11 protein-coding genes and 1 pseudogene are annotated in these 12,711 nt (G+C 57.9%); 11 read left to right on the forward strand and 1 reads right to left on the reverse strand.

What is annotated here, in order from left to right:
- Positions 1-354: 354 nt before the first annotated feature.
- Both QN377_RS22930 and QN377_RS22935 read left to right on the forward strand, forming a co-directional pair.
- Positions 355-1,380, forward strand: a pseudogene (locus QN377_RS22930) (cache domain-containing protein); the annotation flags it as partial.
- A 69-nt stretch (positions 1,381-1,449) separates the two neighbouring features.
- Complete coding sequence (locus QN377_RS22935; protein ID WP_370688617.1) at positions 1,450-2,235, forward strand: methyl-accepting chemotaxis protein; 786 nt, start codon at positions 1,450-1,452, stop codon at positions 2,233-2,235.
- Between the two features lie 48 nt (positions 2,236-2,283).
- On the opposite strand, the gene QN377_RS22130 is transcribed toward QN377_RS22935, so the two are convergent.
- Positions 2,284-2,982, reverse strand: a complete 699-nt coding sequence (locus QN377_RS22130; protein ID WP_095017815.1) for a GntR family transcriptional regulator — start codon at positions 2,980-2,982, stop codon at positions 2,284-2,286.
- Positions 2,983-3,219: 237 nt separating this feature from the next.
- Between QN377_RS22130 and QN377_RS22135 the strand changes: the two genes are divergently transcribed.
- The 9 genes from QN377_RS22135 to QN377_RS22175 all read left to right on the forward strand — a co-directional run bounded on the left by QN377_RS22135 (position 3,220) and on the right by QN377_RS22175 (position 12,599).
- Positions 3,220-4,836: a glycosyltransferase family 39 protein gene (locus tag QN377_RS22135; protein WP_095000656.1), complete on the forward strand. Its 1,617-nt coding sequence runs from the start codon at positions 3,220-3,222 to the stop codon at positions 4,834-4,836.
- Positions 4,817-5,074, forward strand: a complete 258-nt coding sequence (locus QN377_RS22140) for a DUF2789 domain-containing protein (RefSeq protein WP_095000657.1) — start codon at positions 4,817-4,819, stop codon at positions 5,072-5,074. The genes QN377_RS22135 and QN377_RS22140 overlap by 20 nt, the downstream gene beginning before the upstream one ends.
- A 100-nt stretch (positions 5,075-5,174) precedes the next feature.
- Positions 5,175-5,606, forward strand: coding sequence for a MarR family winged helix-turn-helix transcriptional regulator (locus QN377_RS22145; protein WP_016782970.1), 432 nt, complete (start codon positions 5,175-5,177; stop codon positions 5,604-5,606).
- Positions 5,603-7,690 carry an FUSC family protein gene (locus QN377_RS22150; RefSeq protein ID WP_095000658.1) on the forward strand — a complete coding sequence of 696 codons (2,088 nt, stop codon included), beginning with the start codon at positions 5,603-5,605 and terminating at the stop codon, positions 7,688-7,690. Before QN377_RS22145 ends, QN377_RS22150 begins: the two co-directional genes overlap by 4 nt.
- Positions 7,687-7,896: a DUF1656 domain-containing protein gene (locus QN377_RS22155; RefSeq protein WP_016782973.1), complete on the forward strand. Its 210-nt coding sequence runs from the start codon at positions 7,687-7,689 to the stop codon at positions 7,894-7,896. Before QN377_RS22150 ends, QN377_RS22155 begins: the two co-directional genes overlap by 4 nt.
- On the forward strand, positions 7,893-8,795 hold the full coding sequence (locus tag QN377_RS22160; protein ID WP_095000659.1) for an HlyD family secretion protein: 903 nt from the start codon (positions 7,893-7,895) through the stop codon (positions 8,793-8,795). Before QN377_RS22155 ends, QN377_RS22160 begins: the two co-directional genes overlap by 4 nt.
- Entirely contained in the window at positions 8,792-10,237 is a 1,446-nt protein-coding gene (locus QN377_RS22165; protein WP_095000660.1) for an efflux transporter outer membrane subunit, read from the forward strand. Before QN377_RS22160 ends, QN377_RS22165 begins: the two co-directional genes overlap by 4 nt.
- 106 nt (positions 10,238-10,343) lie before the next feature.
- Positions 10,344-10,988 (forward strand): NADH:ubiquinone oxidoreductase subunit N, encoded by a 645-nt coding sequence (locus QN377_RS22170; RefSeq protein WP_095000661.1) that lies wholly within the window; start codon positions 10,344-10,346, stop codon positions 10,986-10,988.
- Positions 10,989-11,117: 129 nt separating this feature from the next.
- Positions 11,118-12,599, forward strand: coding sequence for a YdgA family protein (locus QN377_RS22175; RefSeq protein WP_095000662.1), 1,482 nt, complete (start codon positions 11,118-11,120; stop codon positions 12,597-12,599).
- Positions 12,600-12,711 lie beyond the last annotated feature (112 nt).

Consider the following 12,711-nt stretch of genomic DNA (forward strand, 5'->3'; position numbering starts at 1 on the left):
GAACTCAGTAGTGAAACGATGCATCGCCGATGGTAGTGTGGGGTTTCCCCATGTGAGAGTAGGTCATCGTCAAGATTGAATTCCGAAACCCCTGTCTGCTAACGCAGACAGGGGTTTTGTTTTTGCGCGACGTAAATCCCCAGCGCCCTTTCTGTTCGTCTGAACCCCCTTCCAAAAGCCAAACCTCAAATCGTACAGCTGCGCTTTCGTCGGATTAAGCACATTGCCATCAAACGTGGCTAAGTATTCTGCCGTCCGTGCCGACAGCCTGTTGAGCATTGCGTGCGAGCAGAGCTGCCAACAGGTTGCACACACCGTACGCATCCCAACTTTTGGCATAAGAAGTCCCATGCTATGAATCTCAAGTTCAGTCATAAAATCCTTCTGGCCGCTTCAGGCGTCGTGGTTCTGGCGTTTGCGTTATTCACGTTGTACAACGACTATCTGCAGCGCGACACTATCAAGCAGAACATCGAGTCCTCGGTGCAACAGGCTGGCAACCTGACAGCCAGCAGCGTTCAGAACTGGCTTGGTGGCCGCATTCTGGTGCTGGAGAGCCTGGCACAGAATATTGCGCAGCAAGGCAGCCAGGCTGATCTCCCTGGCCTGGTTGATCAGCCGGCATTCACCTCCAACTTTCAGTTCACCTACGTCGGGCAAGCCAATGGCGTGTTTACTCAACGCCCTGACGCGACCATGCCTGCAGGTTATGACCCCCGCGAGCGCCCCTGGTACAAGCAAGCTGTAGGCGCCGGTCAGACCATGTTGACACCTCCTTATATGGCAGCTGTCGGAGGCCTGATTGTGACCATCGCCATGCCCGTTAAAAAAGGCGGTGAGTTGTTGGGTGTGGTGGGAGGTGACCTGAGCCTGGACAGCCTGGTCAAAATCATCAATTCGGTTGATTCCGGTGGCCTGGGCTACGCGTTTCTGGTGAGCAGTGATGGCCAGGTTATCGTTAGCCCGGATAAAGATCAGGTGATGAAGAACCTGAAGGACATTTACCCGGTCAGTACTCTGCGCATCGAGAAGGGCATTCAGGAAGTGACGCTCAATGGTCATGAGCGGATTATTTCCTTTACCCCGGTGACAGGCCTGCCGTCCGCGGATTGGTATATCGGTCAGTCAATAGACAAAGAAAAAGCATACGCGCCGCTGTCTAAATTCCGTACGTCTGCGTTGATTGCAATGTTTATTGCAGTGGCCGCGATTGCGTTGTTGTTGAGTTTGTTGATCCGTGTACTGATGCGTCCACTGACCACCATGGGCCGTGCGATGCAGGATATCGCCCAGGGCGAGGGTGACTTGACGCGCCGTCTGGTCATTGAGAACAAGGACGAATTCGGTGAACTGGCCAGCTCGTTCAACCAGTTTGTCGAGCGTATCCACGCCTCGATCAGCGAAGTGTCTTCTGCTACTCGTCAGGTTCATGACCTGTCACACCGCGTTATGGCCTCGTCCAACGCTTCCATTGTCGGCTCGGACGAGCAAAGTGCGCGCACCAACAGTGTCGCCGCGGCGATCAATGAACTGGGTGCCGCCACCCAGGAAATCGCCCGCAACGCCGCCGATGCTTCGCAACATGCAAGCGGTGCCAGCGAGCAGGCAGATGACGGTCGCAAAGTGGTTGAACAGACCATCCAGGCCATGACCGAGCTGTCGCAGAAGATCAGTTTGTCGTGTGCGCAAATAGAAACCCTGAATGCCAGCACCGACAACATCGGGCACATTCTGGATGTGATCAAAGGTATCTCTCAGCAGACCAACCTGCTGGCCCTCAACGCAGCCATTGAGGCTGCGCGTGCAGGCGAAGCGGGTCGCGGCTTTGCCGTGGTGGCGGATGAGGTGCGCAACCTCGCCCACCGCACTCAGGAGTCGGCAGAGGAGATACATAAAATGATCACCTCGCTGCAGGTAGGCTCCCGCGAAGCGGTCAGCACCATGAATGCGAGTCAGGTCTCCAGCGAGGAGAGTGTCGAGGTCGCCAATCAGGCGGGTGCCCGTTTGATCAGCGTGACTCAGCGCATCGATGAGATCGACGGTATGAACCAGTCGGTTGCCGCCGCCACTGAAGAGCAAACGGCAGTGGTCGAAACCCTCAATGTGGATATCAACCAGATCAACTTGCTTAACCAGCAAGGTGTGGTGAACCTTAACGAAACCCTCAAGGACTGCGATGCGCTATCGCAGCAGGCCAGCCGTCTCAAGCAACTGGTCGACAGTTTCAAAATCTGAAACCCGCAGGTCAGCAATAAGTTATCCACAGCCCTGGCGATTCATATGTCAGGGCTGTTTTGTTTTGACCATGCTCAAGTAGTAGGTAATAGCCTTCACCCCGCGCTGCAGGTGCAACTCCAGCTCTGCAATACAAGCCTCGACATCTCTGGCCCGGGCATAACGCAACAACGCACGGTGATCGTCCTGGCACAACTTGCCAAGGTTCATCTGCTCAAGGTTGAAGCGTAGAAAACGCTCTTCTTCAATTAGCCCGGCCTCAATGAGTGCCAGCAGTTTTTTATTAGGAGCCTTGCAGTAAAGCGCCTGATGAAATTGCCGATTGAGTGTGCCGATTTTTCCGAAGTCTTTTTCGATCTCGAGCGCTTCGATATAGCCCTCGGCTTCTTCGAAATCCTCTTTGCTCAACAGTGGTACTGACAGGCGCAGTGCCTGGGCTTCGAGCAACTGTCGCAGTTCATAGGTCTCGAGCGAGTTGTCTTCAATCAAAGGAGCGACCACGGCACCCTTGTATTGCACGACCTGCAGCAAACCTTGAGCTTCTAGCTGACGCAGTGCTTCGCGTACAGGCATACGGCTGACGCCAAACAACTTCGCCAGTGCTTCCTGGCGAATGGCTGTACCGCAAGGCAAACGGCCATCAAGAATGGCGTTGCGCAAGGTTTCTTCGATCTCCGAGCGCGCCAGGTGAGCGGGTATGGGACCCGACACAACTATGCTGTTTAAGGGATTGTTTTTGACGGCCACGTTGCGACTACCTGTGCCGACGAACCGGCATACATGTTTGGATCCAATTCAAGTTAGGTACTGACCTGATTGCTGTCAAACCTTGTTACGCATAGTTTAGCGTGACTGCGGGATAAGAGATTGCATGGGGCCACTATCTTTCTTGGCGGGTGCCCTCCCTTTTGTTATGGGCTGTGCCCTACAATCGCCGAAGTTAGAGCTGCCCGATTTGCAGCACCAATGCACAGCAGGTGAGGGATGGGCGTACTCAGCAACAACGATGTGGGTGAGCAACGGTTTGAACTCCTGTTACAGCCCTCTAACGTTTTTTCCAGCCTGATTCGTCAGCCGTGGCTGTGGTGTATTTTGCTGCTGGCCGCAGGAGTACGCTTTTACGGTTTCACCGCCTCGGCGATCTGGTGCGACGAAGGCTCCAGCCTGATGCTGAGCGACTACCCGCTGTCGGGGATCTGGTTTCATGCTGCGCACGATGTTCACCCTCCGTTGTATTTCATGCTGTTGCACGGCTGGATAGCGCTGTTTGGTGACAGCCTGGTCTCGATTCGTTCCCTGAGTGTCCTGCCCGGCATTGCCACGGTATTTTTCGGTATCTGGCTGGTACGGCTGGTGGCCACCCCGCGGGCTGCATTGCTGGCGGGCCTGCTGCTGGCGTTATTGCCTACCGCCGTGCGCTACAGCCAGGAAGTGAGGATGTATTCACTGATGGGGTTGTGGCTGATAGCTGCCACAATCGCGCTGGTGTACTGGGTCAAGGCCCCGCATAAGTATCGCTACCCGGTGCTCTACACCGTGCTGATGGCGGCTGCTTTTTACACCCATTACTTCACAGCGTTTTGTGTAATGGCCCATTGGCTGTACCTGTTGCTAAGTGGCCGCAGCAGCGGCTGGCTGATCAGGCGCCCGGCCTGGTGGCTGGTTAACGTTGCCATTGTGCTGTTGTTCCTGCCCTGGCTGCCGGGGTTGGTGGATTTGCTGCAACATATGGATGAACTCAAGAGTGGCGGTGATGTGGGGTGGGAGCCTGCAGTCGATGCCCGCTCCTTGCCCGCCATGACGTGGCAGCTGTTGATACAGGATGAAGGCGACTACCTGCCCTGGCCGTTGTTCTGGCTGGCACCGCTGGCACTGCTTGGCGGCGTCGCAGGAATGGCTGTACGCGATTCAAGCCCGCATAAATTCATCACGTTGATCGTGATCTACACCCTGCTGCCGATCCTGGCCATTTACGCCGTATCCTTTATCTCGCCTCTGTTTATCGAACGCTATGTGATGTTTGCAGCGTTGGGTTTGCCGCTGCTTGTGGCGATTGCAGTCGATCAACTGTTCAAGCGCAAGCGGGCGCTGGCCATAGCGCTGCTGACACTGTTCATTGGCGCCGAAGTGACGGGCTTGCGCAGCAACTTCAGCAGCGATGCCGATCATTTTGATCGTCTGGTGGAGCACGTTAACCAGCAGTTCAAACCCGGTGACCGGATCGTCGTCAGTGACTTGTTCTGGTACTTCAGCTTTGTCTATTACAACAAGACCGGATTTCAACCGATGCTCTATACGCCGCCACTGGAAGATGGCACTTCAGGGCGCCCGAATGACTATGGCTTTGGCACGCTGGTCAATGGCCACGGCACGAGTATCTATGTCGATCGCCTGAGCGATATGCCCCCAGGCCCGGGTCGTATCTGGCTGATCAGCAGCAAACTGCAGCCCGACGACTTCAGTGCAATTCCCATGGATTGGCGCAAAGCACAGGACCTGGCCGTCGATGACACTCAGGCTCGTCTATATTTGACCTGCGTTGCCGCCAAATGCGGCTCTGAACCTGAATGGAGTCAACTCGATGCAAAAGCCAACCCATAGCCTGCCATCCTTGTTCAAGCAGCTGGGCCTGCCGTCCAGCCCGGAAGATATCGAAAAGTTTGTCACCACCCACTCGCCACTCAAGCCTGACCTCAAGCTTGAAGATGCTTTTTTCTGGACGCCCGCCCAAGCGGCTTTTTTGCGTGAGGAGCATCTTGAAGACGCTGACTGGGCTGAAGTTGTCGACCAATTGAATCTGATGCTGCGGCAAAAACCTGTCACGGGCCCTAAGAAATAAATAGCAACACTTGACTGTGCTCATCTGGCCGCGCAATATTAATAGTTAGCAAACTAACATTATGTGACGCCTCTTGCCTGACACTCTCGATCCACTGCAAATGAGCATCAGCACCGGCATGGTGGTTGCGACTCGCCATTGGCGTCGCGTCTGCCAGGCCACGCTGGTCAACTATGGTATTTCCGAAGCCTGCGCCATGCCGCTGCTGATCATCGGCCGCCTGGGTGAGGGTGTGCGGCAAGTCACCGTGGCCCACGCTGCCGGGATGGAAAGCCCGTCGCTGGTGCGCTTGCTCGATCAACTGTGCAAGGCTGGCTATGTGCGCCGCTGTGAAGATGCCAGCGACCGCCGCGCCAAAACCCTGAGCCTGACCGACACCGGGCGTGCTCTGGTGCAATCGATTGAAGCTCAGCTTGTACAACTGAGAAGGGCCGCTCTGGCCGATATTCCAGTGGCTGACCAGGAAGCTGCGTTGCGTGTGATCAAAGCCTTCGAAGCTGCCGGACAACTGCCTGACGGGGCTGCCTCTTGAACGGTTTTTTCAGCAGCATGCCGCCTGCCCGCGACTGGTTCTACGGGGTACGTACCTTCGCCGCGTCGATGATCGCGCTGTATATCGCCTTGCTGATGGAAATGCCTCGCCCTTACTGGGCCATGGCTACGGTCTATATCGTCTCCAGCCCCTTTGTCGGGCCCACCAGCTCCAAGGCCGTGTACCGAGCCCTGGGCACGCTGATAGGCGCTGCTGCAGCGGTATTTTTTGTGCCGCTGTTTGTCCAGACACCGTTCTTGCTGGTGCTGGTGATTGCCCTCTGGACGGGCATTTTGTTGTTCCTGTCGCTGCACCTGCGCACCGCCAACAGCTACGTGTTCATGCTCGCCGGCTACACCATGCCCATGATCGCCCTGCCGATTGTGGATAACCCGCTGAATGTGTTCGACATCGCCGTTTCGCGTACTGAAGAAATCATGCTCGGTATCGTCTGCGCGGCGGTCGTAGGCAGCATGTTCTGGCCTCGGCGCCTGACGCCGGTATTTATCGACGCGGCGGCCAAGTGGTTTGCCGATGCGAGCAATTACAGCAAGCACTTTCTGGCCCGCGATGTCGAACCCAGCAAAGCCAGTGGCCTGCGTTCATCAATGGTGGCGACGTTCAACAGCCTTGAAATGATGATTGGCCAGTTGCCTCATGAGGGCGCGCACCCGCAGACCGTGCGCAACACCAAAGAGCTGCGTGGACGCATGATCCACCTGCTGCCGGTGGTCGATGCCCTGGACGATGCACTCTATGCGCTGGAGCGTCGCGCTCCTGAGCTGCTCGACAAGGTCACGCCATTGCTCGACCACGCCCAGGCATGGCTTGAGCGCACCCGTGAGGGCGCCTCGATCCAGCAGTGGCAAGCATTGCGCCATGAACTTGAAGCGTTGCAGCCCAGCGCCGCCGCTCTGGATGATCGGCGCCAACTGGTGCTCTCCAACGTGCTGTACCGGCTGGGTGAGTGGATCGACCTGTGGCAAGACTGCCGCAGCCTGCAAGAGGCCATCTCGACCGGTAACCAGGATGTCTGGCGTGCGGTCTATCGGCATTGGCGCCTGGGTCGCCTGACGCCGTTCCTGGATCGCGGGCTGATGCTTTATTCAGCGTTCTCTACCGTCACCGCGATTGTCGTCGCCTCGGTGTTGTGGATTCTGCTCGGCTGGACTGACGGCGCCAGTGCGGTGATTCTGGCCGCCGTGGCCTGCAGCTTTTTTGCCGCGATGGACGATCCGGCGCCACAGATCTACCGGTTCTTTTTCTGGACCTCGCTGTCGGTGCTGTTTGCCAGCCTCTACCTGTTTGTGATCCTGCCCAACCTGCATGACTTCCCGATGCTGGTGCTGGCGTTTGCCGTGCCGTTTATCTGCGTCGGCACCCTGACCGTGCAACCGCGCTTTTACCTGGGCACCTTGCTGACTATCGTCAACACCGCCTCGTTTATCAGTATCCAGGGTGCCTACGACGCGGACTTCATGGTGTTTATGAACGCCAACCTGGCCGGCCCCGTCGGCCTGCTGTTTGCCTTCGTCTGGACCCTGATCGCGCGCCCGTTCGGTGCCGAACTGGCGGCCAAACGCCTGACCCGCTTCAGCTGGCGTGACATTGTCAGCCTGACCCAGCCCGCCACCCTGGCCGAACACCGGCAAATGGGCGCGCAAATGCTCGACCGCCTGATGCAGCACTTGCCGCGTCTGGCCCTGACCGGGCAGGACACCGGCAGCGCCTTGCGTGACCTGCGGGTGGCCCTCAACCTGCTCGATCTGCTGGCCTACGCACCCAGGGTTACGGGCGGGCCGCAACTGTTGCTGCGCCAGGTGGTCAGTGATGTGGGTGACTACTTTTGTGCCTGCCTCAAGGCGGGTGAGCGCCTGCCAATGCCAATGGGCCTGCAAATGACCATGGACCGCACGCGTCGCGCCCTCAACGCCAATGACCTGCAAGCCGAAGGCGAGGCACGAGTGCATCTGTTGCACGCCCTCAGCGGCCTGCGTCTGGCGTTGCTGCCCGGTGTCGAATTTATTGTCGACAACGACGACCGGCCACATCCCCAGGCCCACATTGAGGGAGCGCCGCTATGATCGGTGACGTAGATATCAGCGGGGTTTTCCTGCCCACGCTCCTGGTACTGATGGGCATCACCTACTTGTTGTTTCTGGTGGTTCACGGGTTACTCACCCGTGTGCACTTTTACCGCCTGGTCTGGCACCGGGCTTTGTTCAACGTCGGTCTCTACGCTCTGTTACTCGGCGTTGTGGATTCGTTCAGTCGATATCTGATGACATGAAAAAACCTTTACTGACCCTGGGCCGTGTCGTTCTCACCTTATTGGTGGTGACGTTTGCCTGCGTCGTGGTCTGGCGCATGACCATGTACTACATGTTTGCTCCCTGGACCCGTGACGCCCACATTCGCGCCGACATCGTGCAAATCGCCCCCGACGTGTCGGGCCTGATCAAGCAGGTGGATGTGCGTGACAACCAGCCCGTCAGCCGTGATCAGGTGTTGTTTGTCATCGACCAGGAGCGCTTCAAGCTGGCGCTGCGTCAGGCCGAAGCCACCGTGGCCGATCGCAAGGAGACCCTGGCCCAGGCCCAACGTGAGAGCCGCCGTAACAAAGGCCTGGGCAACCTGGTCGCCCGCGAACAGCTTGAAGAAAGCCAGTCCCGTGAAATGCGCGCCCAGGCCGCACTGATTGAGGCCCAAGTGGCCGTGGACAGCGCCCAGCTCAATCTGGATCGTACGGTGGTGCGCAGCCCCGTCGATGGTTACGTCAACGACCGGGCTCCACGGGTCAATGAGTTCGTCACGGCGGGGCGGCCGGTCTTGTCGATCGTCGACAGCAGCTCGTTCCATATCGACGGCTATTTTGAAGAAACCAAACTCGATGGCATCCATGTCGGCCAAAGCGTCGATATCCGTGTCATTGGTGATAACGCACGTTTGCGCGGGCATGTTGAAAGCATTGTGGCGGGCATCGAAGACCGTGACCGCACCAGTGGCCAGAACCTGCTGCCCAACGTCAACCCTGCGTTCAGCTGGGTGCGATTGGCGCAACGGATTCCGGTACGCATCGTGTTTGACGACGTGCCTGAAGACTTTCGCATGATCGCCGGCCGCACCGCGACCGTGTCCATCATCGAAGATTCGGCCAAAGCCCAGCCTGCCCCGGAGCGCGCGCAATGAAAGCCGTTCGTCTGGCAGCCGTAGGACTGGGGCTGCTGCTGTCCGGTTGCCAACTGCTTGGCCCTGACTACCAATTGCCCAAAGACGCGGCCATGCAGCGCCCGGACTTGCAGGGCCAACTGGCTGGCGAGGGCGCCAACGTGGTGTCCGCCCCGGTTCCAGTTGACTGGTGGAAGCTCTATGAGGACCCCAGGCTCAATGAACTGGTGCGCCAGGCGCTGGCCTCCAACACTGATCTGCGGGTCGCTGCGGCGAACCTGTCGCGGGCGCGGGCCCAGGTTGAGCAGGCACAGTCGGCCGGTGGCTGGAGTGGTTCTGTGAAAGCGGGCGCCCAGCGCCTGCAGGAGTCCGGTGAAGCGTTCCTGCTGGCGGACAAGGTGCCGGTAGCCAATGTCGGTGATCTGGGTATCAGCACTTCATACCAGTTCGACTTGTGGGGCACTTTGCAGCGCGGGATCGAAGCGGCACAGGCCAACGCCGACGCGACTCAGGCTGCCGCCGACACCGCGCGCATCACTCTGGTGGCGGATGTGGTGCGGGCGTACACCCAAGTGTGCGCAGCCAATGAGGAACACCACATCGCAGAAGAGTCCCTCAAGCTGCAAGCGCAAAGTACCAGCCTGACCCAGCGCCTGCGTGATGCGGGTCGCGGTGATGAAACCCAGGTCACCCGTTCTGAAACCCAGTTCAAATCGTTGCGCGCAGAATTGCCCCGTTACGAAGCATTGCGCCAGTCCGGCCTGTTCCGTTTGTCGATGTTGCTGGCCAGGCCGCTGGATCAACTGCCCGCCGGTGTGGCTACCTGCGCCGAGCTGCCGCATATCGCGCAATTGCTGCCCGTGGGGGACGGTGCAGCACTGCTTAAACGCCGCCCGGACGTGCGTCAGGCCGAACGCCATCTGGCCGCCGCCACCGCCGAAATCGGTGTGGCCACAGGTTCGCTGTACCCGGACATCAGCATCGGTGCCAGCATTGGCACAGTGGGGATTATCGACAACCTGGGCACGGCCCCTACTAACCGCTGGGGCTTCGGCCCGATGCTGAGCTGGACGATTCCGACCAATGGCTCGCGAGCCCGAATTCGTGAGGCCGAGGCGGTGACTCAAGGCGCTTTGGCCAAGTTTGACGGTGTGGTGCTCAATGCCATCCGTGAAACCCAGACCAGCCTGGTGCAATACACGGCGTTGCTGCAGCGCCGTGATGCCCTGGCAGAGGCCGAGTTGTCGGCCAAAACGGCGGCCGACCAGACCCATCAGTTCTTCCAGGCGGGGCGCGAGTCATTCCTGGCCGATCTGCAGGCAACCCGCACCTACACTGACATGCGCGCGCAATTGTCGGCGGCCAACACCCAGGTTGCCATGAGTCAGATCGATCTGTTCCTGGCCTTGGGTGGGGGCTGGGAAAGTGGACGAACGCAAGCGGCGACAAACGCCAAACCCTGACAGCGTTGCTATGCTCTGAATTATCGGTATCAGAACGATGGTTCAGGGCGTTTGCGGTCTGTAGCCCTCCTCATCGTGCAGACCATGCCTGATGGGGATACTAATAATGAAAAACCCTTATGCTCCCGGCTTCTGGTGTGCAGTGGCAGCCGTGGTGCTGCTTTCGGCGACCTACTTCTACGGCATCATGCTGGCGCACCAGATCGACAAGGCAATGATCTTTCTCGATAGCGCGAGTGCGTTGATTGCCGTTCTGGCCATAGTGGTGGTGGCCTGCGCCTCGGTGCAAACCCGGCAGATCAAAAAACGCCAGATCAACCAGGGCCAGACCCGCGTCCTGATCTGGGACACCAAGGTTGCCCTGCGGCGGGTAGAGACGGTATTTGACCGCTATTTCTGGGGCAGTTACTGGCAACCGGGCCGGACCTTCCAGGAGTTTATGGGCGAACTTACCGGCACCCCGCTGGAAAAAAGCCTCGAAGCCCTCAAGACCCAATGCCTGAAACTCGACAAGGCCCTGCCATCCGAAGAGCGCCAATGGCTCGACACTGCGCGTGAGCTCTCGAATGTCGCGGCAGCGATGGCGCGTGAGCGTTATCAGCTGGATTACTCGGACGTTTCTTTTAATTCCGTAGGAGAAACATGCATCGACCATGATCTGGAAGTGCTGGTGTACACCTGGAGTGCCAGTCTCAAGAGTTTCGACCACCAGCTCGACGAAATTGACCAGCGTTACGCCCAACCTGCATAAAGCCAGGTATCACGTTGGAGGAGCGTCTGCTCTGCTGCCAGTGTTAATCTGCTAGCACTTTTCGGCCCATGAAGGGCTTGGCAAAGACCGCTTTACTTTCAACATAACGGACATTGAACGGGTCAATTGATGAATAAACCATTAGGTGTGCTGGTAGGGATCGTTGTTGTCGCCGGGGCGCTGAATACCGCTGGCGCGTGGTATACCGGCAGCAAAATCGAGGGTGTGTTGCAGACCTCGATCGAGCAGACCAACCAGGAGCTGGCCAAGCAGCTGCAAGGCACCACCACTCACGGCACTATTGAGCTGGTTTCCATTGAGCGCAACCTCTACAGCAGCACCGCGCACTATCGCCTGAAGATCCAGGACGACAAGGCGGGCCCGGATGCGAAGCCGGTGGAATTGCTGTTTGTCGATAATATCGAGCATGGTCCATTGCCGTGGTCGCGTATCAAGACGTTCAAGTGGATGCCAGTGATGGCGGTCAGCAATTACTCGCTGGAAAAAACCCCATTTACCGAAAAGTGGTTTGCCGCAACCAAGGATCAGGCTCCGCTCAAAGGTCAGGTCACCCTGGGTTACGACCGCTCGGTTGACGGTCATATGGAGCTGATGGCACTGGAGACCCAGCTGGACGAGCACTCCACCTTCAGCTTCTCGGGCATGACCATGCAAGCCCAGACCGATGCTGATGGCCAGAACCTCAAGGCCAAAGGCTATATGGACCACCTCAAGCTCAATGCGATCACGATTGAGAACCCGCCGGTAACGGTCGAGCTCAACGGCCTGACCCTGGCCAGTGACCTGAAGAAGACCGACTTTGGCTTCTATCTTGGGCAGAACGTGATGGCGCTGAGCGAAGGTCAGCTGACTTATGGCGTCAAGCAATCGGTGATCAAACTCAAGAACTTCGAGTACACGGATTCTGCTTCCGCCAATGGCAACCTGATGTCCGGGCGTCTGGCCTATAACGTCGGTGATATCACCCTGGATGGCAAGCCGGTGGGCAGTGCGCAAATGGTACTGACTGCCAGCAGCCTGGATATCCCGGCCATGCAGGCGCTGCTGCAGATTTATCAGAACAAGTTCCAGCCTCAGGCCGACGGTACCCTGCCGCAAACCCCGCTGACCCCGGCGGAGCAAGTGCAGATGCAGCTTCAGGTTGAAAAAATTCTGGCTGCCAAACCGCAACTGGCGTTGGAGAAATTCACGATCAAGACCGCCAATGGTGAAAGCCAGCTCAACGTTGTCATGGGGCTGGCCAAGCCGACCTCATTTGAGCAGCCGCCAGTTGACGTTACCAAGCAGATGCTGACCGCGCTGGATGCCAAGCTGTTGCTGTCCAAGCCGATGATTGCTGATTTGTCAGCGGTGCAGGCACAGTTGGTTGGCCAGACCGATCCGCAAGCCATTGCCAAGATGGCCAGCATGAACAGCGAGATGGCAGGCGTGATGGCGGTGCAAACCGGGCTGGCCAAAGTGGAGGGCAACAACATCCTGGCTTCGCTCAATTACGCTGATGGCCAGGTGGATCTCAATGGCCAGAAAATGAGCCTTGAAGACTTCATCACTGCGATGAGTACCCGCTTTGGTGGTGTGGCCAGCCAGTAAAGCCGCGACTTAAACTGTGGGAGCGAGCCTGCTCGCGAACGATCTTCGAGCAGGCTCGCTCCCACTGTCTTGCTCTGTTCAATAAGCCAATGACCAGGTCATGGTGTATGTG

The organism is Pseudomonas sp. CCC4.1, assembly GCF_035019225.1.
Lineage (GTDB): Bacteria > Pseudomonadota > Gammaproteobacteria > Pseudomonadales > Pseudomonadaceae > Aquipseudomonas > Aquipseudomonas bubulae.